This is a genomic window from Sporofaciens sp. JLR.KK001 (genome assembly GCF_036941055.1).
Taxonomy (GTDB): Bacteria; Bacillota; Clostridia; order Lachnospirales; family Lachnospiraceae; genus Sporofaciens.
The window spans coordinates 611,367-631,566 of the sequence record NZ_JAYMNO010000001.1; the positions used below are offsets into that span (position 1 = coordinate 611,367).

The window sequence follows — 20,200 nt, forward strand, 5'->3', positions numbered from 1 at the left end:
TGTATCATATAAATTTATACGAATGTTGTGAATGGACTGTTTTTTGGTGCTTAAGGTAGCGGAAACATAGCATTGAGAGCGAAACATGTTTCACTCTTTAAGTCAAGTATCCCTTCATACTGCTCAACAATTGTCTTAATATTTTGTAGTCCAATTCCACTTACTGGAATCTGTTTGAAAGATATAAATCTACCTTCGTGTGATTTCACTGGTAAATAGGTACTATTTGAAATTTCAAATACCCAGTATTTGGCATGTATCTGTGATTTCATTCGTATCCATCCTGCTGGATACCCTGCTGTAATTCCCCGTTGACAAGCTTCTATTGCATTATCCAGCGCATTTGCCAACAAACAGCAGAGATCGACAGGAGCAATCAGTTCCTCACCAGGCACACTCATCTGAATCGAAATATCGATTCCAAGTTTCTTTGCTTGTTGGTATTTCGGATTTAACAGGGCATCAGCAAAAATAGAGCCTGTCCGAATAACAGTCTCTCCCTCTTCTATGACGGTATTCCATTGTTTTAGATAACGTCTGGCTCCTTCTACATTTCCTTTTTCCAATAACTGTGCAAGACATAAACTGTGATTTTTCATGTCGTGCCGAATCTTCATCAGTTGTTCATATTGCTCCTTTGAAACTTCTAAGTGTTCTCCCAGTATCTGATATTGCTGTTTTGACAGTCGTTCCACCAGACGTCGTTCTAACATGATAACGGAATAGACATTCAGCATTTCTCCGCTAATTACGATCAGTCCGCTTGGAATCACAACTGTATGTATATATCTGGCATCCCAATTATTTACTTCGTCAAATGTCATTGGTGTCATACTGACTGCAACACAAATAAATATAATAATACACATAAGATAAACGCCATCGCGATCCTCGAAATCACGTTTAAGCAGATGCAACTTACGCTTTAAAACCTCCATCATAAAAAAAAGCACAAGACCTGCCATCAGGTTAACTGCATTCAGTACCATATCAAGACAGTCTTCCCGCCCGGTTAAATCTACTGCAACCATAAACAGTTGGTAAAATATACCGCTTGCCACTTCCTGAATCCCATACATCCACAGAGTAAAAAAAACCCCTTTTTATGACGCTTCCATGAAAGTTCTTCATAACAGCAGTGCAGGGTATGGTCAAAATTCCGTTCGTCTGACGCCGCCTTGAAAATATCGTGGTAGATGTGGATATAGAACCGATGCCCTTTCCAATTGGAAGATTCCGTGACCGCATACAGTCCATCCCCAAAGACTGTACAGTAATTATGATGGGAACGGATGCTGTCTCTGTGGTGTTCCACTGCCTTGCAGGCAAAACCGACAGTAAAAGGTACTCCAATCAGGAACTTTTTATGGCTGGCATACATTGCGTCAAGGTTCGGTTCACTATAAAAGCCTTTGTCCATGACAAAATGGCATGTTGGGCTCTCCAGAACGGATATATTAGCTATGCTGTCTTCCAGAGCGTTCACATCTTTAATGCTGCCGGGAATGATCCTGTAATACAGCGGCATATGGGAAGTGACACCAGTGAGCATAAGGAGGTTGATCTGTGGCAGTTTTTCCCCGTCACGGTTGTATCCCCAGCGGACAAAGTCGATCAGTTCGCTATAGGAAGATACACTGGTGATATCCATTGCATAGACATCCTTCTGGCTGTTTACATCAATCCACCTGCTGAAAAAGTCCTGTTGCAGTGTGGGCGTAATCCTTACAAGGAGTTCGCTCACCCGCTGGCTTGCAAGCAGGGAACGGCACGGTGATGGATACATCCGCTGCCACTGGTCAACGTGGCGCAATGCCCCGCCTTCGCTGACAAGGTAATACGCACATGTCAGTATGCATCTCCAGTCATCCGGAAAGACTGTACTGAGCGGTTCCATCAGCCCTATGTCTGAAACAGCTTTATCCAAAAGGGACTGTATGCCGGTATTTTTCACAACACAGCGGCCAGCAGGTTCTTCCGTTTGAGCCCTTTTACGGGCAGCATCGCCTTTCCTGCGGTTGGGAACCACTTCACCTGTTACTGGATCCAGATGCCCAATGCTCTTGCGGATATGTTTGACTTTTTTAGTTTCCTTATCCTAAATTGAAGTGTTGCTGTAAACATAGGTTTTACCATTTGGATTTTTGACGTAAACAAGTGATGACATGCCGTTGCTCCTTTAAATATGTGTATAATATTTTCACTTATATTATAAAACTTATACACATATTTGTAAAGAGGGAGCGCCTAAAAACCCCGTATTTTCAATGGATTCATACTATCATACAGTCAATCTGTGTATAATTTTTTCGGGAGATTAGGTTACATTAATTTAAGCTATAAGGATCCCAGAACAAACAAATGGAAAGCCAAAACAATTTCGACAGGGCTTGAAGTAAAGAATAATAAGCGAAAAGCGGAAGCAATGATAAAGCAGATTTTAGAACAATACGCTTATCTTGAAGATTTACCGCTTAGCTACGATTCTCCAGTAAATCCTGATATATCCTTCTGCGATTACTTGGATATATGGCTTGCCGGCAGAAAATTTGAGATTAAGAATTCCACTTTTGAGGTATATACTTTCCGTAATTCAAGCCATTAAGAGGTATTTTGAGGCGAAACATTACAAATTATTGGATATTACGCCTAAAGTCCTTGATTCATATTTTAAATACTGTCTGCAATACGGAAAGATAAATCAAAAGACAAAGGAGCCAGAGCCCTTATCAGTCAGATCTGTCAGGGATTACCGGAATATCCTCTATGCTGTATTTGCCCAGGCAACAATTGACGGAATATTAAGAGTGAATCCGGTCAATGATGTTCATGTTCACGGTCGGAAGAATAAAGAATACAGTGAAGAATATTCTTTCATGACAGAAGATGAGATCGCGGAGCTTTTGCATTTTATCTCAAAGAATTATCCCAGATTATTAGGAATCACTTTTATGGGAGCCTATTATGGTCTCAGGCGTTCTGAGATATTAGGATTAAAATGGTCGGCTGTTGATTTTGAGAAAAAGACTCTCAGCATCAAACATACAGTGGTACGTGTAAAAACTGTAAATGCCGAGGATGAGACAAAAACAGTTGCCGGGAAACGTGTTCTGAACTTATTTGGCACTGCAGAGAGCTGCCTTCGTCAGATTGAAAAGGAACAATTACGAAATAAAGAGTTCTTTCAGTCTGATTATCAGAATTATGATGGTTATGTTTTTACCTGGGAAGATGGGCGTACCTACAACCCGGATTACATATCCAAATTATTTAAGAAGGCAATGAAGGCTTTTGGCAGACCAGAAATCACTTTGCACAATCTCAGGCATAGCTGTGCATCCATACTGATCAACAAAGGGTGGGACATTAAGAAACTTCAATACTGGTTGGGGCACACAGATGCCCAGACGACCTTGAATATATATTCCCATTTTATACGGCAGAGGTTAAATGCAAGTGATAATGACTTAAGCCAGATATCCCTGGCCGCCGCAGACCTGTTTGCATAAGGGCTTGCGGGCAAATCATCCGGTAGATTGCTTGCCGAGTGATTTTTAGTAACATTTTTAGTACCGGATAAAATATAGAAGATTTTAGAGAATTTTCGGATATACTTTGAAAATATAAAAACACCTCAAAGCCAGAAATTATAAGGCTTTGAGATGTTCCACCCAAAAGTCGGAGTGACGTGATTCGAACACGCGACCTCTACGTCCCGAACGTAGCGCTCTACCAAGCTGAGCCACACTCCGATAAATATGACTGGATATCCTGTTCACCAAGATACCCAGCGCCCCTGCCAAGGAACTACGGAAAAGGGACTTGAACCCCTACTAACAGAGTCAGAGTCTGCTGTGCTGCCAATTACACCATTCCGCATCATCTCTAGCGAACAAACTATATTATAACAGCTTTTCTACAAAAATCAACCCCTTTTTTTAATTTTTTTGAAAAAATTTGGAAGAAGTATTTTCCGGCGTATTTTGCGTGTTATCTTACGTGTTATCCTTGTGGAAAAAGCATATATTTTCTATAATTATGTTATCGGACGGCAGCCCGCCCCACGCAGGGGCAGGTATCACAGGGCGGATGAGCAGGGATAGGGAGATTGGATAAGGAAACAAGATAAGGAGACGGGATATGAGAATTCAGATTGTATAAGATGACCGGCTGCGGAGCAAGTTAGAGGATAAGAGGGATGCATATTCCTATATTCAGACTGTATATGGGCAGGGGTACACATGGAAGAAGGAATCAAGGCAGGGAAGTTAAGCGGACAAGGAAACCGGTCCTTGTCCGCTGTGAGTATTGCTTTATATGGCGGTTAATAGTCTACTTCCACCGGCATCCGCGTTTTTGCCGATTCCATTATCGCAAGTATTGCGAGTACGGTATTAGCCGAATCCTTCAGCGTTACCGGGAATTCCTTTCCTGACAGAAGACAGTCTACGAATCCGCTGATGCTCTGGAAGGCGAATCCATGATGCTTTCCGAAGATCTTATTCTGTACGATGACATCCGGTACGATTACCTTATCGTCCGTGTACTGCTGTATCATATTATGGTTGCTTGCGTCGATACTGATCATGCCTTTGTCGCCGATCACGTTGAATTTAATATCATTTACACAGGGATTCGCGTTCGGCGTGATCCAGCCGTTCTCCATCTGAGCGATTCCGCCGTTGCAGAACTCGATGGTCGTCAGGTATTCATCGACCGTGTCTACGCCCTGTCCCTTCAATACTCCTTCACGGCTTACGCTGTATACGCGTTTTACTTCATCATGGAAGAACCAGCGCAGGGTATCCAGGCTGTGGCTCCCCAAGAACCACAGGATAGAAGATCTTGACGCCCAGGGAAGCATATCTGTAGCGACCCATTTAATATCGTTTAATCTCATATACGCGCTGTAGATATTGCCAAGCTCACCCCGGTCTACAGCCTCATGGGCCGCATGGAACGGAGGGCTCCAGCGGTTGTGCAGGTCTACCATGGCACGCACGTGATTCTTTTCCACTGCATTTACAATACGGTATACATCCTCCCTCGTTGTAGCGAGAGGTTTTTCGATCAGCATATTCTTTTTATGTTCGGCCGCCGCCTCTGCGATGTCCGCATGTGCGAAATCAGGTGTTACGATTGCAACGGCGTCGCAGTCTGCCTTTTTAAACATCTCGTTGTAATCATCATATACTTCTTTGATCCCAAGCTTTGCCGCCAGCGCTTCCGCTTTGCTGCGGTTCATATCGCAGACGGCATTTACCTCCGCAAGAGGATGTTCCTGATAGATCCGGGCATGGTTTTCACCCCAGATCCCGGCGCCTACAATTGCCATTTTAATTCTTGAACTCATTGTTATTCCCCCTAAATTGATTGTTATTATCCTTTTACAGAACCAAATGTCAGACCTCGGATCATATGTTTCTGTACAATTATTGCAAAAATTAATACCGGCAGAACGGCCATTACCCCCGTTGCCGCCATTTCGCCCCATTTTACCCCGGATACGGACAAATACATCATTACCGATGTGGGTATCGTCTTCGCCTGAATGCTGGTTAAGAAATTAGCAAATACAAATTCATTCCAGGAGTTGATGACGCAGAAGATCGACGTCGCCACAAGTCCGGGCGTGATGAGCGGCAGGAGGATTTTGATGATTCCTGTCAGTCTCGAGCAGCCGTCCACCCAGCCAGCCTCTTCCAGTTCGATAGGCATATCCTCAATGAAGCCGCGCATCATCCAGATCGTAAACGGGATATTGAAGGTGGTATAACAGATGATCAGCACCAGCCTTGTATCCAGAAGGCCGAATATGGACGCCATCATGAAGTAGGGAATCACGACGGCCATCGGCGGCAGGAATTTCTGGCTGAGTACCCAGAATGCTCTGTCCTCCCGTGTTTTCCAACTGTATCTTGCAAAGCCATACGCCGCGAAGCTGCCGATCGCCAGTGAGATCAGCGTCGATATCACCGCAATGATAAAACTGTTCTTAAAAAAGTCTAAGATATTGCTTTCTTCTATGATCGACTGGTAATTCTTTAAGGTCGGCGTTACGAATATCTTTGACGGGTCGAGAATATCCACCCTGTTACGCAGGCTTACCATGATCATCCATATAAAAGGAAATAAGCAGGCGATACATACCAGCAGCAGAAATATTCCCCGGATCAGACTGATCATTCTTCGTTTTCCCTTTCTGCTCATTTACGCCGTCTCCTCCTTTCGCATTTTCTTGATCAGAAATTTGCTGACGCATGTTGTCAGGACAAGCAGCACCAACGCGATCGCAGCCGCTCTTCCTATCAGACCGTTTTGCGCGTTTGCCATACGGAATATATGAAGGCTTAAGAACTCCGTAGCGGTTCCCGGCCCGCCTTGTGTCAGAACGTATGCAATGTCAAACAGTTTCAGACAATCAATTACCCGGAATAAAAGTGTCAGATACACCAGCTTCTTGATCATAGGAATGGTGATATATAATAACTCCTGAATCTTTGTGGCGCCGTCGATGGCTGCAGATTCATAAGGCTCATCCGGTACGGAGCGCAGTCCTGCGTACACGATCAGCGTGACAAACGGCGTATACTGCCACACATCCACCATAAGGATCGACCAGAATGCCATCTTTTCAGAGAGCCAGGTTATTTTCAGTCCCAAAAGCGCAGTCAGAAAATGATTTACGATACCATATTCGGAATTCAGCATCAGCTTCCACATCTGCGCCGCGATCGACGGTGTGATGACAAGCGGAATGATCATAATACCGATCACGAGAGGCTTCAGCTTAAACTCCGAAGAGTTTAAGCATAGACCTATCAGGAATCCAAGCGTTAATTCAATTGCCGTGGCAAGGACCATGAAAGCCAGGCTGATAAATACCGAGTGCCAGAAATCCCTGTCCGCGCCGGAAAACAGCCTTACAAAATTCTCGATTCCTACGAATTCTATTTTTGAAAAATCCCAGCCTAACTGGTAATTTGTAAAACTGATGATTGTCAGAAATATGGTCGGTACTACGGAAAGCACGATCATCGTCACCATTGCAGGCGCAATGTATTTTAAATATTCTTTCTCTTTCCTTCGCATAACCTGTCCCATCCTTTACTTGATCAAGTCCTCGATATCCTTCTGCATATCCTCGCACGCCTGGTCGGGCGTTGTGTCTCCTGTCAGCGCAGAGCTTCCGTAACCGCCTGCAATGTCAAGGATCTGGTTGATAGAATCATGCTGCGGAATCCAGGACAGTCCCTTTTCTACAAGGCCGTTTGCAGATTCAAGCGCAAGCTTCTGAGCCTCGTAGGAAGGATTGGCCTCCTGGAGTTCGGCGTTGTCGAACGCTGACGCCCTTGTGGCCACTCCGCCGTTTTCTACATATTCGGTCACCTTTTCCTTGCTTGCCATGTAGGAAATAAAAGCCCATGCGGCGTCTTTATTCTTAGAGGATTCCGGGATCGCAAGATTCCAGCCCGCAAGCGCGGCGCCGTCTCCGGCCGGTCCGGTCGGCGTCGGAACGAATGCAACCTTGTCGGCAACCGTTGAAGACTCGGGATCTGTGATCTGACCTGCAAGCGCCGTAGCGTCTAACCACATTGCCGTCTTTCCTGAGATAAATGCGCCCAACGCTTCCTCGTGTGTGTAGGAGCCTACATCTGGAGGCGCGCATTTCAGCAGATCTACGAAATATGTCAGAGACTCCTTTGTCTCGTCTGTTGTGCAGGTCACGACCTCGTCATCGGATCCGATGGTTTCCTGGTCTAAGAATCCCCCGCCGAAGTTGTACATCAAGCTCATCCAGCCTGATGCAAAATGAATCCCTCTCTGTGCTCTCATGCTCACGCCGTACAGCCCGTCCTCCTTCTTATTGAAGAACTGCGCAAGTTCTAAGAACTCATCCATCGTCTCAGGCGCTTTTTTAGAATATTTCTCAAAGAGATCGGTTCTGTATGCGATAAATCGGGTCTCGCCCGCGGTCGGAATTCCATAATTTACATCGTTAGCGCCTGCGATACCGTTCCGGTATGCCGGCATAATGTCTTCGTAATCGAACCATTCCGGTGTCTTTGCTTCGTTCTCGGCGTAATCGCTGATCGGAACGAGGACGTTCTTTGACGCATATTCGCTCATCCAGAAAGCGTCAACCATGAAGACGTCATAGCTTCCCGCGCCCTGTGCGTCTAAGAGCTGCTTGTTCTTAAGGTTCGTCTCCTCTACGATATCCCACACAACCTTAATACCTGTGAGATCAGTGAATTCCTTTTCCATCTTTTTAAAAGCGTCTGTAGACGGATGTGAAGCCATGGCTACCGTGATCTCTGTGCCGTCGAAATTCTTCTTTACAGCCGCGCCCCAGTCTTCTAAGGTCGCCGTCTCCTCTGAGGTAAAATTCAGTCCGCCGCTGCCTTCGGATTTTGTATCTTTGGTTTCGTTTTTATTACCGCATGCGGCAAGGCTCAGTGTCATAACCCCGATAAGACCAACAGATAACAATTTTTTCGTTCTTTTTTTCATACTTTTCCTCCGTTTCTTACTTTTTGATTATTATTCTACCTGTTATGCATAACTTATGTTTTTATTATATAAGTTTTTGAATTTTTTGTATTTATTGATTATTATTTAAATTTTACAAAATATTCTCCTTTCTTATTGGAAAATGTTATATATTTAACAAATAGCGCGCATAAAAAAACTGTTTCTGTCATAATTTTTGACAAAAACAGTTGGCGAAAACTATATTACTGAGCGGTTTTTAACAGATTTTTGGTAGCCGCTCGGCGTCATGTTCGTGATCTGCTTAAAACTGCTGGAAAAGTGATGTACGGAACTGAAATGCAGAAGTCTTGCTATCTGGGTATAGGTATATTGTTCCTCGCTGATGAGCCGCTTGGCTTCTTTGATCTTCATCTGATTATAATATTCCATTACGCTGCAGCCCATCTGCTTCTTGAATACCTTAAGGATATAACTTTTCGAAAAGGACAGTTGGCTGCATATATTATCAAGTGTCGTCTTCTTGTAGATTGATGATAGAATAATACGGATTACTTTATCGACGATCATGCGTTCATTGGCAAAATCTTTGCTCAGATACTTCTCCCGGACGTCTCCTTTGACGGAGCTGTTCCTTATTAAGATTAGCAGCAGCATCTCCGTCAGATTCTTTAATTCCTGCAATCCGCCGTACGGCATATCGCTCTTCAGTATCAGCTTTTGCTGGGAAAAGATGTCATACGGTTCTTCAAAAACTGTCTGGCCTACCGCGTAGAGCTTCTTCACGATCTGGGATTCTTCGCCGTAAAACTTAAGGATCTTGCTCTGGATGTCTGACAGTTCTGCACAGTCACAGTCGAAGCTTATGATAAAAGCGCTGGCAAAATCACCGGCCGACAGGATATTGTGCAGTTCATTCGGTGCATGGAGAAATCCCTCCCCGGAAGATACAAGAAATTCCCGGTCGTCTGATACTACCTTTACATTCCCATAATCAATGTATACCATCTCCCAGAAATCATGACTCTCCCCGATTCCCGCAAACTCCTTGACATATTCAAAATAGTGAAAGCTGATAAAGTTTGATATATGCAGTTTGTTCTCTACTTCGGTTCTTTTATAGTATTCCATGCCCGTTCCTTAGCTGTAGATGCTACTTCCATTTCCAGAAACATTATATCATGCGTGCGGATGATAGGCAATAAAATTAAGGCGGGGGAATGCCTTGAAAAGCACCCAACAACACAAGTATTATAACATATTTTGTGTCCTGTTATTAACCGCGGAGGTTTTGGACTGATAACGTTTATTGAGGGAGAAGCCGCGCCCGCGTACTTCGCTAACCCGGCTGACCACTATGAAGCTCTCAGGGTCGATTTTGTGAATGATTTTTTCTACCTTCGGCAGTTCCCGGTTGGAGATGACGCTTAAGATGACGGGGGAGGGGTTATGCAGATAACCGCTCTCTCCGTTCAGTATGGTCACTCCCCGGTCGATCTGTGTCAGGATCGCATCTCGGATCTCATCAGATTTTGCGCTGATAACCTTGATTTCTGTCCGTGTCGCGCCCATGAGAAGCATTTTGTCCAGCACAAGCGTATAGACTAATACCAGTACGACTCCGTACAGGATATTTTCCGCCGGCCGGAAGATCGCCTGTGACAGCAGGATACATACGTCGAATGCGTACATGCTGACGGAGACGGGGATCCGCAAGGTCTTGCGAAGCACCAAAGGGGGGATATCCATACCGCCGGTAGAAGCGCCGGAACGGATCACGATCCCAAGCGCCATTCCGATGCCAAGCCCTGAGAAGAGGGTGCACAGCAGGATATCCTGGGTGAGTACATAGTCTCCCAGAATCCGGTCCAGGAGTTCCAGCGACAACGGATATAAGAAGGTGCTGGCAAGTGTGGTGACGGCGAAGGCTTTCCCCAAGATGAAGAAGCCAAGGACCAGCATCAGGATGTTGAATGCAAGGACAAACCAGGAGATCGGAAGGTCTGTCAGGTAGTTGACGGTCAGTGCGATTCCGGTGGTCCCTCCGGTCACAAGGCCTGCCGGGAGCAGGAAGAGCTTAACCGTCAGCGCGTACAGGAAATTACCAATGATTACAGATATAAGTGATAAAAATGTGTTCATAATAATGTGTTCCTCCCATAAAAAATACGCCTGTCAGGGATTTTCCCTAACAGACGTGGATCAAGGCTTTCACCTAATACGGTATTTATGATATGAAAAATATTTGGAAATGTCAAGATGATTTCTTCAAATAATCCGGCGGATAATCTCTTAACAGGCAAGCGCCGCCCCGATCGCTCCCGCATACCGCGCAAGCGGCGTGGTTGTTACGGGTGCGTTCAACGCTTTTGACAGCCGTTCGATGATATAGTTATCTTCGCATAATCCGCCGGTCAGGAAGTATTTGTCATTGGGAACCTGCGCAAGAAGCGATACGACCTTATTGACGACAGATTCAATGACACCGAATGCAATGTCTTCTCTCGGCGTCTCTTTTCCGATCAGGCTGATAACCTCTGATTCGGCGAATACCGTGCACATGGAGCTGATGGTGATCTCGTTGCCCTTCCGCGCAAGTGCGGAGAGTTCTTCCGGTGTGACACCAAGCCGGTTGGTCATGATCTCCAGGAATTTGCCTGTTCCGGCAGAGCACTTATCATTCATGACGAATTTCATGACGCGTCCGTTTTTCAGGGAGATCCCTTTGGTGTCCTGGCCGCCGATATCAATAACAGTGCCGTTTTCTCCGAAGAGGAAATGAGACCCCTTCCCATGGCAGGTGATCTCGGTCACGATATGATCGGCATAAGGAACGGAGATACGTCCGTAACCGGTGGCGACGTAAGTTGTATTTTCTTTTGTGATTCCTTCGGCTTCCAGCGTAGTATAGATCGTATCTGCGACCTTCCGGCTGCTGAATCCGGTGTCTAGCAGCAGCGTTCTGATCACTTCATTGTCTTTGATCATGGCCGCTTTTGCGGCGCTGGAGCCGATGTCTATTCCTACTTGATACATTTGGAATCCCCCTGCTCTTTTCATATGTTACAACATTTCGATGAAGGCGGCAAGTCTTGTTTCGATCTGTCCGCTGTCTGTTGTGGAATAATCGGTTTCCAGTTTCATATACGGGATTCCTTCATCATCGCACATGTTCTGCATCAGAGTAGCTTCCACGTTAAATGTATGACATGCCTGGAGCACCATCTCGATCACGCCGTCGACTTTATATTTTTGGCACATTTCCTTCGTATTGGCAACGCGGCCTTCGTTTGTCGTCATAACGGAACAGTGGATCTCAAGGTAACGGTCAGAGATGGCTCTTAAGATGTTGTCTGCATTCTCGTCGACGAGCATCTTCTGTGTTCTCTCGCCGCCGCAGTCATCGAGACAGACGATGACGCCGCCGTTATTCTCGATGGTCATGCCGACCTTCTGGATGACGCCGGTTGACGGGCAGCCTGTCAGAAGGATTCTCTTAGCATTCTCATCAACAGGTTTTGCGCCGTTCGCCAATGCTTCTTTTGCGGCATCTAATTTGGCCTTATAGCTTGCGTGCTGTGCGTCTACGCCGAAGTTGAACATTCCCTGAGCGAGTGTGGACATTACTTCCGTTGCCTTCATTGCCGGAGGTACGGCGCCTTGTAATGCATATAATTCCATCTGCGTCTTGCGCATCTCATTTCTCTTATGAGCTGCTTCTCTTAATTTCTCATCCGTGATCTCAATGCCGTATTTCTCTTCCATGTATTCCTTGAGAAGCTTCACTTCCTGATACCAGATCTCTTTCGCATAATCTCTCTTCTGGCTCTGAGGAAGGTGGAGCACGTAAGTCTCCTTAATGTCATTGAGAAGCTCGAACATCTTCTTCTTGCCGTCGCAGGTGGTCTCTCCTACGATGAAGTCGCAGAAGTATGTATACGGGCATTTCTCTGTGTAAGCGAATCCATAGCTTGACTTGATAAGCGGACATAAGTTCTTCGGGAGAACCTTCTCTGCATCGGCAATAGGCTCGTTGCTTGTTCCGCACAGTCCCACAACGGATACGCCTGCCGCGTCGAAGAGCTCTAACGGGGTGTAAGAACAGAACATTCCTACCAGATGTCCGCCGTTCTCGACATACTCTTTTACCTTCAGGAATCCGGCCTTTCTCGCGTCAACAAATTCGTCAAATGATTTTGGTAATTCTAAAGTTTCCATATGGTTTATCCTCTCCGTTCTGTAAAATGTCATAGTTTTAGTTTAAAGGTGATAGGGATGAATGTCAAATTTGCAGAATTAATAAGAATATCTATTTATAGATAAAAACTATAAAAGCTTGTTGCGGCGCATCTTAAGCAACTCGTATATGACAAATATACTTTGTTGTGGTAGAATAAAACAATACGGAGCAGAGAAAACCTGTTTTGAGGTGGCAGAAAGTAGGGGATAAAGTATGAGACGGTGGATCGAATATGCTGTAGAGAATTATCGGAGCAAGAATTCATTTGGGTTTCAGTTGGCGAAGGATCTGAAGGAGAGGCAGGTCAGCCAGGCGATAGAGAAGTATGCTAAGATTGTAAAACCGGAAGAAGTGGTTGCCCTGATGGATACGACGGTGTTCAGGTCGGGTAAGACGGGGTTTTTGTTTACAGAGCGCTATTTGTACGGCGACCGGTATAAAGACGAGGGGCCGATCGAGCTTATGTTTCTGGAGAAAGCCGAAGTGCGGCCGGAAAATAATAGCTGCTGCGTGCTGACATACGAAGACGGAAGAACGAGAGAGGTGGATGTCTCTGTATTTCTGGATGTGGTCGACGTGCTTAATATGATGATCAGACAGAGGAAGCAGCATGAAGGAGATGAAGAAGAGGGGGAGCATCTTCAGGAGGCAGATCAGAAGGAAAGAGCAGAATTTGAGAAGGCGGCCGTGTCTGTTGCACCTGCAAGGATCACAGAGAGAGTCGGTATGGACGGCAATGAAGACTTAGTAAGAAGCAGAAGAGCTGCAGAGGATGCAGATACACCGGAGTCCGCCGGAGGAGCCGGAGCGGCGGCAGAGGCGACGGAAGGCGGACGGATGGAGGAGAATCAGGCAGAAGGCGCCAAAACAACGATAGAGGTGACGGAGAAGACGGGCGGTTTTCCGGCGATTGAAGTGACGGAAGGGAGCGGAGAATCAGAGCAGGAGGAGCATCTTCCTATTGAGATTATTCAGTTAGAGGATCTGACAGATTTGGAGGACTTAGAAGATATAGAGGATATTGATGGTTCGGACGATCTGGATGAATCCGAAGTGCAGTTTGGACAGGAAGACCTGTCGGGGACGGAACAGTCAGAAGGATCAGGTTTGGCAGATGCGCAGTCATATGAGCAGGCGCTTAAGCTTGCGGAAGAGGGAGATGGGGCTTCTATGTACCGCCTTGCCATGATGTATTATAATGGCGAACAGACGGATAAGGATGTGAAGCAGGCGCTTCGCTGGTTCCGGGAGTCTGCGAAGGAAGAGTATGTGCCGGCGATGCTTCGGATGATGCAGTTCTACAGGGACGGAGAGCAGGTGAAGCAGAATTTCCAGCTCAGTATGAGCTGGGTGAAGAAGGCGGCTGCTACGGGAGATCCCAGGGGGCAGTTCGCTCTGGCAGATGCGTATATCTATGGCCTGGCAGGCAGACAGGATGTGGATGCGGGTCTTGCGATCTTAGGAGAGAGGGCGGCGCTCGGCGACGAGTCGGCGGAGCGGTTGGTGGAGAAGGTGCTCGGAGATATACAGGATGCCAGGGAGCGGTTTGATGCAGGGATCCGTAACCCAAGCACTGCTTCCGGATATTATGAGATGGGTATGTATTGCCAGAAGGGCGACGGATACTATACTTACCCCAGGGAGGCGGCAGAGTATTTCCAGAAGGCGGCGGAGAAGGAGCATGTGGATGCGCAGTATCAGCTTGCCTGTGCCTATTACTATGGCGAGGGTGTGAAGAAGAATGAAGAGTTGTGCGTCCAGTGGTTAGAGAAGGCGGCGGCTAAGAGCCACAAGGAGGCAATGGAGCTGTTGAATGGAATCCAGGAGAAACAGAAGATCAAGCGCGAGAAGGCAGATTTCAAGAGCAGTCTTAAGCAGGCGGAAAAGGGGGATGCCTATGCACAGTCACGGGTTGCCGAGTTCTATCTTAACGGAACCGGAGTCAAGAAGGACATCCAGAAAGGAATTGAGTGGTACGAGAAGGCAAGCGAGACGGACGAAGGCTATGCTGCCCGCCAGTTAGCCAAGCTTTACGCCGAAGGCGGCATTATCCCGGTCGATGAGGAGCGCGCGGCATATTGGAGGATGGTAGGCGGGGTATTGGATGAATTATAATCAGGACTCCTTAAGACTTTCTGAAAATTCCCTAAACTCCTTGACAAACCACTATCCGGTGTCTATAATCCTGTTTAAAGTCAAGAAATAAAGGCGTTGAAGAAGAGGAGTACGCATTGTTTCATCCTGACAGAGAGAGTTGCCCGCAGGAATCGGCAAGGGTTATCTGTGATCCTGACGGCTGGAAGGCGCTTGAGGACAGAGATGCGGAAGGTAGCTTTGGAGCCGGATGATTGAAACGATAGGAGTAGGTTGTCCCGGAGTCGTTCCCGTTACAGAATAAGAGGAGAGATATAGAAGGAAGTTTCTTCTATATAATAGATAAAGGTGGTACCGCGATTAGATGTCTGATCGCCCTTTACGGTGTAAAGGGCGATTTTTTTAACGCCCTTGAGTGTATAGAAAAGAGTACATGGTACATAACAGTACAGACAAGGAGGACGAGATGAGTGAGAATCTGGCAACAACCTATAACCCGAAAGAGATTGAACCGAAGTTATATGAGAAATGGTGTGAGAATAAGTATTTTCATGCGGAAGTAGACCGCAGCAGGAAGCCGTTTACCACGGTGATGCCGCCGCCGAATATCACGGGTAAGCTTCATATGGGGCATGCACTGGATAATACCATGCAGGATATTCTGATCCGTTATAAGAGGATGCAGGGATATAATACACTTTGGGTTCCAGGAACCGACCACGCGGCCATCTCCACAGAGGTGAAGGTAACGAACCAGTTGAAGGATGAAGGAATCGACAAGAAGGAGCTGGGACGTGAGAAGTTCTTAGAGAGGACCTGGCAGTGGAAGGAAGAGTATGCGGGGACCATCGAGAAGCAGCTTGAGAAGCTGGGAGTATCCTGTGACTGGGACAGAGAACGGTTCACTATGGATGAAGGATGCTCGAAGGCGGTAGAGGAAGTATTTATCAGGCTCTATGAGAAGGGATATATCTATAAGGGTTCCAGGATCATCAACTGGTGTCCGGTATGTAAGACTTCCCTGTCTGATGCGGAGGTTGAGCATGAGGAGCAGGACGGATTCTTCTGGCATATCAAGTATCCGATCGTGGGAGCAGATCAGTTCCTTGAGATTGCGACAACCCGTCCGGAGACGATGCTTGGAGATACCGCCATTGCCGTACATCCGGACGACGACAGATACAAGGATATCATAGGAAAGAAAGCGCTTCTGCCGCTTGTGAACAGAGAGATTCCGATCGTGGCAGATTATTATGTAGACAAGGAATTCGGAACCGGTGCGGTTAAGATCACGCCGGCCCATGACCCAAATGATTTCGAAGTCGGGAAGCGTCATGACCTGCCTGAGATCAATATTATGAACGACGACGCGACCATCAACAAAGAGGGCGGCAGATACGCCGGGATGGAGCGTTATGAGGCGAGGAAGGCGATCGTAAAGGATCTGGAGGAGCAGGGTTATCTTGTGAAGGTGGTTCCGCACTCTCATAATGTAGGAACCCATGACAGGTGCCACACGACGGTAGAGCCGCTTATAAAGCAGCAGTGGTTTGTGCGGATGGAAGAACTGGCGAAGCCGGCGATTGAGGCTGTCAAGAACGGAGAATTAAGGTTTGTGCCTGAGAGATTCGACAAGATCTATCTACACTGGCTTGAGAATATCCGCGACTGGTGTATCTCCAGGCAGATCTGGTGGGGGCATCGGATCCCGGCGTATTACTGTGACGAGTGCGGCGAGGTTGTGGTAGCCAAGAGCGTACCGGACAAATGTCCGAAATGCGGATGTACGCATTTTACACAGGATGAGGATACATTGGATACCTGGTTTTCTTCCGCGCTGTGGCCGTTCTCAACGCTTGGGTGGCCGGAGCATACGGAGGATCTGGATTACTTCTATCCGACGGACGTATTGGTGACAGGGTATGATATCATCTTCTTCTGGGTGATCCGTATGGTATTCTCAGGATACGAGCACACAGGGAAATCACCGTTCCACACGGTATTCATCCACGGCCTTGTGCGGGATTCCCTGGGACGTAAGATGAGCAAGTCCCTTGGCAATGGAATCGACCCGCTGGAGATCATCGATCAGTACGGTGCGGACGCCCTGCGTATGACGCTGATGACAGGCAATGCACCCGGCAATGACATGCGTTTCTATAACGAGAGAGTGGAGGCAAGCCGGAATTTCGCCAACAAGGTGTGGAATGCGTCAAGATTTATCATGATGAACCTTGGGGATAAGGAGCTTAAGAAGCCGGAGGACTTCAAGCTCCGTCCGGGAGACAGATGGATTATCTCCAAGTGTAATAATCTTGTGAAAGAAGTAACCGAGAACATGGATAAGTTCGAGCTTGGCATCGCGTTGTCCAAGATCTATGATTTCCTGTGGGACGAGTTCTGCGACTGGTATATCGAGCTTGCCAAGTACCGGATCTATCATGCGGATGAGGATGCCGAGAGCGCCAACGATGCGCTGTGGACCTTAAGGGAGGTCCTTAAGGATTCCCTGAAGCTTCTGCATCCGTATATGCCGTTTGTCACGGAGGAGATCTACAGTAAGCTGGTGCCGGAGGAAGAGTCACTGATGATGTCCAGATGGCCGGTATATGAGGAAAAGCATCATTTCCCGATGGCGGAGAATATCGTGGAGCACTTCAAGGAGATCATCCGCGGCGTGCGTAATGTACGCGCGGAGATGAATGTCCCGAATTCCCGCAAGGCGACCGTATATGTGGTTTGTGAGGACCAGCAGTTATGCACGGGGCTTTCATTCTTAAGCAATTCGGCGGTGATGATGGCGGCAGCCAATGAATTCATTATCCAGAATGATAAGGCGGGTATCGCGGAGGACGCCGTGTCTATCGTAGTACCGGATGCGACCGTATACGTTCCGCTTGAGGAGTTGATTGATTTCGATCAGGAGATCGAACGTCTGACCAAGGAAGAGACGAGGCTATCCAAGGAGATCGCGCGTGCAGAAGGAATGCTTAAGAATGAGAAGTTCGTCAGCAAGGCGCCAAAAGACAAGGTTCAGGAAGAACGCGAGAAGCTTGAGAAATACAGACAGATGAAGGAACAGGTAAGCGAAAGGTTAGATGGATTGAAAGCGAAGAAGTAAGACGGGAATTGCAAAGCAGATTGGTTACAGAGCATAAGGGGATATTATGAAGAAGATTCAGATCAGGAAGCCTGATGTAAAAGGGGCAGTTCACAAATTAAAAAACTTGAAAAAGGAAGATGTGAAAGCGTACTGGACGGCAAAGCGCGAGAGACGGGCGAGGATTCTTGAGGAGAGAAAGAACAGTGCATTTGCCAGGAAGATGAAACCGGTATATCGGTTTATGAACCAGATCTCGCTGCTGCTTCATGCAGTCCTGGCGTGTATGATCAACTTTGTAATAGAAGCGATCTCCAGGCATTCTGCGATCGAGGCATGGAATTATATGACAGGGACACCATTGGTGTTCCTGTATAATGCTTTTATGATCTTTGTCACGTTTTCTGTCGTATATCTGGTCAGGCGCAGGATGTTTGTCCGGATCATCATCAGTGTCCTCTGGCTGACGCTTGGCGTGGCGAACGGTTATATGCTGATGAAGAGGGTTACGCCTTTTAACGCCCAGGATTTTAAGGTCGCAAAGGACGGACTGACGCTGATCAATAATTATTTCAACGGGATCGAGCTGGTAGGGCTTGCCGTTGGGATCGGGGCTGTTGTGATCTGGGTTATCTCCATGTGGAGGCGGGGCGGCCAGTATGACGGTAAGGTGCGCCGCCTGTGGGCGCTTGCGGGAGTTGTTGTCTGGTTTGCAATCTACGGGGTAATGTCAGACCTGGCTGTGGAGAAGCGGATCGTGTCCACGTATTTCGGAAATATCGCGTTTGCATATGAGGATTATGGGCTTCCGTACTGTTTTATGGCCAGTGTGTTTAACACCGGGATCACGGAACCAAATGATTATAATGAGAAGACGATCGTTGAGATCAGTAATGACCGGGAGATCACCAGGAATGAGACGGGGCGCGGCGAGGATGAGCTGCCGAATATTATATTTATACAGCTTGAGTCGTATTTTGATGTGGAGGAGGCGGAATTCTTCACGACCTCAGAGGATGCATGTCCGAATCTCCATGCCATGTATGACCAGTATTCATCCGGATATTTCAAGGTGCCTTCTATCGGCGCGGGAACGGCCAATACGGAGTTCGAGGTGCTGACCGGTATGAATCTGCGTTATTTCGGGCCAGGGGAGTATCCGTATAAGACGGTGCTCAAGAACCAGGTCAGTGAGAGCGCGGCGACTGCGCTTACGAAGCTTGGATACGGGGCGCATGCGCTCCATAATAACGGCGGGAATTTCTACAGCCGGGCAAGGGTGTTCAACAATATCGGATTTGACAGCTATACCAGTAAGGAGTTCATGAATATTCTTCAGATGACGGAAAATGGATGGGCCAAGGATGATATTCTGATCCAGCATATCATGGATGCAATGGATTCCACTAAGCAGCAGGATTTTGTATTCGGCATCAGCGTTCAGGGTCACGGCGACTATCCTGAGGAGAGGGTGATCGAGAATCCGAAGATTCTGGTGGAGGGGATCGAGGATGAGGCGGCTAAGAACAAGTGGGAGTATTATGTGAATCAGGTCTATGAGATGGATCAGTTTGCGGGGAACCTGGTGAAGGCCCTGGAGGACCGGGGAGAGCCTTCGGTGGTCGTGTTCTACGGAGATCATCTTCCGACTATGGGCTTAAAGGCGGAGGACTTGAAGAGCCGTTATCTGTATAATACGAATTATGTGATATGGGACAATATCGGACTTAAGAAGGAAGACCGCAACATCCCGTCTTATCAGATCATGTCGGATGTGCTGGACCGTCTGGACATCCATTCGGGTACGGTGTTCAATTACCATCAGGAGAGAAGGAAGACCAAGAATTATCTGGCGGACCTGGAGCTATTGCAGTACGATATCCTGTACGGCGACCAGTATGTATATGACGGGAAGCCTCCGATCACGGAAGGGCATATGGTGATGGGAGTGAGGGATGTGACGCTTCAGAACGTCATTCCGCATCTCGGAGAGGGTTATAGCCTGTACGGAGAGAATTTTACCAAGTCAAGCAAGGTATTTGTCAACGGTGAGAAGCAGAAGAGCACATTTCTTAATAATACCAGGATCGATCTGCCGGAGACGGAGCTTTATGAGGATGATGTGATCGTGGTAAGTCAGATGGGATCAAGTAATACAACATTTCGTAAGTCAGACGAATATCTCTATCAGGATAAGGAGCTGGTTGTTCAGGAAGGAACGGCGACAGACAAGACCAAGTCCTGGGTAGAGCAGTTGGACGAGGAAGGATAGA

General features: G+C 47.1%; 15 protein-coding genes, 2 tRNA genes and 1 other annotated feature. Of the genes, 5 read left to right on the top strand and 12 right to left on the bottom strand.

Annotation, left to right across the window (positions count from 1 at the left end):
* Nucleotides 1-50 precede the first annotated feature (50 nt).
* Entirely contained in the window at nucleotides 51-1,061 is a 1,011-nt protein-coding gene (locus tag VSQ62_RS03285; RefSeq protein ID WP_334633183.1) for a sensor histidine kinase, read from the bottom strand.
* Nucleotides 1,019-2,071: an IS1634 family transposase gene (locus VSQ62_RS03290; protein ID WP_502957807.1), complete on the bottom strand. Its 1,053-nt coding sequence runs from the start codon at nucleotides 2,069-2,071 to the stop codon at nucleotides 1,019-1,021. Before VSQ62_RS03290 ends, VSQ62_RS03285 begins: the two co-directional genes overlap by 43 nt.
* A 499-nt stretch (nucleotides 2,072-2,570) precedes the next feature.
* Between VSQ62_RS03290 and VSQ62_RS03295 the strand changes: the two genes are divergently transcribed.
* Nucleotides 2,571-3,509 carry a tyrosine-type recombinase/integrase gene (locus tag VSQ62_RS03295; RefSeq protein ID WP_334633185.1) on the top strand — a complete coding sequence of 313 codons (939 nt, stop codon included), beginning with the start codon at nucleotides 2,571-2,573 and terminating at the stop codon, nucleotides 3,507-3,509.
* A gap of 169 nt (nucleotides 3,510-3,678) precedes the next feature.
* Here the strand turns inward: VSQ62_RS03295 and VSQ62_RS03300 are convergent.
* Both VSQ62_RS03300 and VSQ62_RS03305 read right to left on the bottom strand, forming a co-directional pair.
* Nucleotides 3,679-3,752 (bottom strand) — tRNA-Pro (locus VSQ62_RS03300).
* Between the two features lie 55 nt (nucleotides 3,753-3,807).
* Nucleotides 3,808-3,879, bottom strand: a tRNA-Gln gene (locus tag VSQ62_RS03305).
* A gap of 291 nt (nucleotides 3,880-4,170) precedes the next feature.
* Here VSQ62_RS03305 and VSQ62_RS03310 point away from each other — a divergent pair.
* Nucleotides 4,171-4,272 (top strand): hypothetical protein, encoded by a 102-nt coding sequence (locus VSQ62_RS03310; RefSeq protein WP_334637549.1) that lies wholly within the window; start codon nucleotides 4,171-4,173, stop codon nucleotides 4,270-4,272.
* Between the two features lie 52 nt (nucleotides 4,273-4,324).
* Here the strand turns inward: VSQ62_RS03310 and VSQ62_RS03315 are convergent, their stop codons facing one another.
* From VSQ62_RS03315 to VSQ62_RS03350, 8 genes are all read right to left on the bottom strand, one after another.
* The gene (locus VSQ62_RS03315; protein ID WP_334633186.1) at nucleotides 4,325-5,353 is read right to left on the bottom strand and encodes a Gfo/Idh/MocA family protein; all 1,029 of its coding nucleotides are present in this window, start codon (nucleotides 5,351-5,353) and stop codon (nucleotides 4,325-4,327) included.
* Between the two features lie 26 nt (nucleotides 5,354-5,379).
* The gene (locus VSQ62_RS03320) at nucleotides 5,380-6,210 is read right to left on the bottom strand and encodes a carbohydrate ABC transporter permease (RefSeq protein ID WP_334633187.1); all 831 of its coding nucleotides are present in this window, start codon (nucleotides 6,208-6,210) and stop codon (nucleotides 5,380-5,382) included.
* Nucleotides 6,211-7,092 (bottom strand): carbohydrate ABC transporter permease, encoded by an 882-nt coding sequence (locus VSQ62_RS03325; RefSeq protein ID WP_334633188.1) that lies wholly within the window; start codon nucleotides 7,090-7,092, stop codon nucleotides 6,211-6,213.
* Nucleotides 7,093-7,107: 15 nt separating this feature from the next.
* Nucleotides 7,108-8,514, bottom strand: a complete 1,407-nt coding sequence (locus VSQ62_RS03330) for an ABC transporter substrate-binding protein (RefSeq protein WP_334633189.1) — start codon at nucleotides 8,512-8,514, stop codon at nucleotides 7,108-7,110.
* Nucleotides 8,515-8,733: 219 nt separating this feature from the next.
* A complete protein-coding gene (locus VSQ62_RS03335) occupies nucleotides 8,734-9,624 on the bottom strand; it encodes a helix-turn-helix domain-containing protein (protein WP_334633190.1) in 891 nt (296 codons plus the stop codon).
* A gap of 120 nt (nucleotides 9,625-9,744) precedes the next feature.
* A complete protein-coding gene (locus VSQ62_RS03340; protein ID WP_334633191.1) occupies nucleotides 9,745-10,635 on the bottom strand; it encodes a YitT family protein in 891 nt (296 codons plus the stop codon).
* 150 nt (nucleotides 10,636-10,785) lie between these two features.
* Nucleotides 10,786-11,529 carry an acyl-CoA dehydratase activase gene (locus VSQ62_RS03345; RefSeq protein ID WP_334633192.1) on the bottom strand — a complete coding sequence of 248 codons (744 nt, stop codon included), beginning with the start codon at nucleotides 11,527-11,529 and terminating at the stop codon, nucleotides 10,786-10,788.
* A 27-nt stretch (nucleotides 11,530-11,556) separates the two neighbouring features.
* Nucleotides 11,557-12,711 carry a double-cubane-cluster-containing anaerobic reductase gene (locus VSQ62_RS03350; RefSeq protein WP_334633193.1) on the bottom strand — a complete coding sequence of 385 codons (1,155 nt, stop codon included), beginning with the start codon at nucleotides 12,709-12,711 and terminating at the stop codon, nucleotides 11,557-11,559.
* A 235-nt stretch (nucleotides 12,712-12,946) separates the two neighbouring features.
* Here VSQ62_RS03350 and VSQ62_RS03355 point away from each other — a divergent pair, with 235 nt between their 5' ends.
* The 3 genes from VSQ62_RS03355 (at nucleotide 12,947) to VSQ62_RS03365 (ending at nucleotide 20,199) form a co-directional block, all read left to right on the top strand.
* The gene (locus tag VSQ62_RS03355; RefSeq protein WP_334633194.1) at nucleotides 12,947-14,848 is read left to right on the top strand and encodes a tetratricopeptide repeat protein; all 1,902 of its coding nucleotides are present in this window, start codon (nucleotides 12,947-12,949) and stop codon (nucleotides 14,846-14,848) included.
* An 87-nt stretch (nucleotides 14,849-14,935) separates the two neighbouring features.
* Nucleotides 14,936-15,210, top strand: a binding site (T-box leader).
* A gap of 83 nt (nucleotides 15,211-15,293) precedes the next feature.
* Complete coding sequence (locus tag VSQ62_RS03360) at nucleotides 15,294-17,948, top strand: valine--tRNA ligase (protein WP_334633195.1); 2,655 nt, start codon at nucleotides 15,294-15,296, stop codon at nucleotides 17,946-17,948.
* A gap of 46 nt (nucleotides 17,949-17,994) precedes the next feature.
* Nucleotides 17,995-20,199: an LTA synthase family protein gene (locus VSQ62_RS03365; RefSeq protein ID WP_334633196.1), complete on the top strand. Its 2,205-nt coding sequence runs from the start codon at nucleotides 17,995-17,997 to the stop codon at nucleotides 20,197-20,199.
* Nucleotide 20,200: the final 1 nt, after the last annotated feature.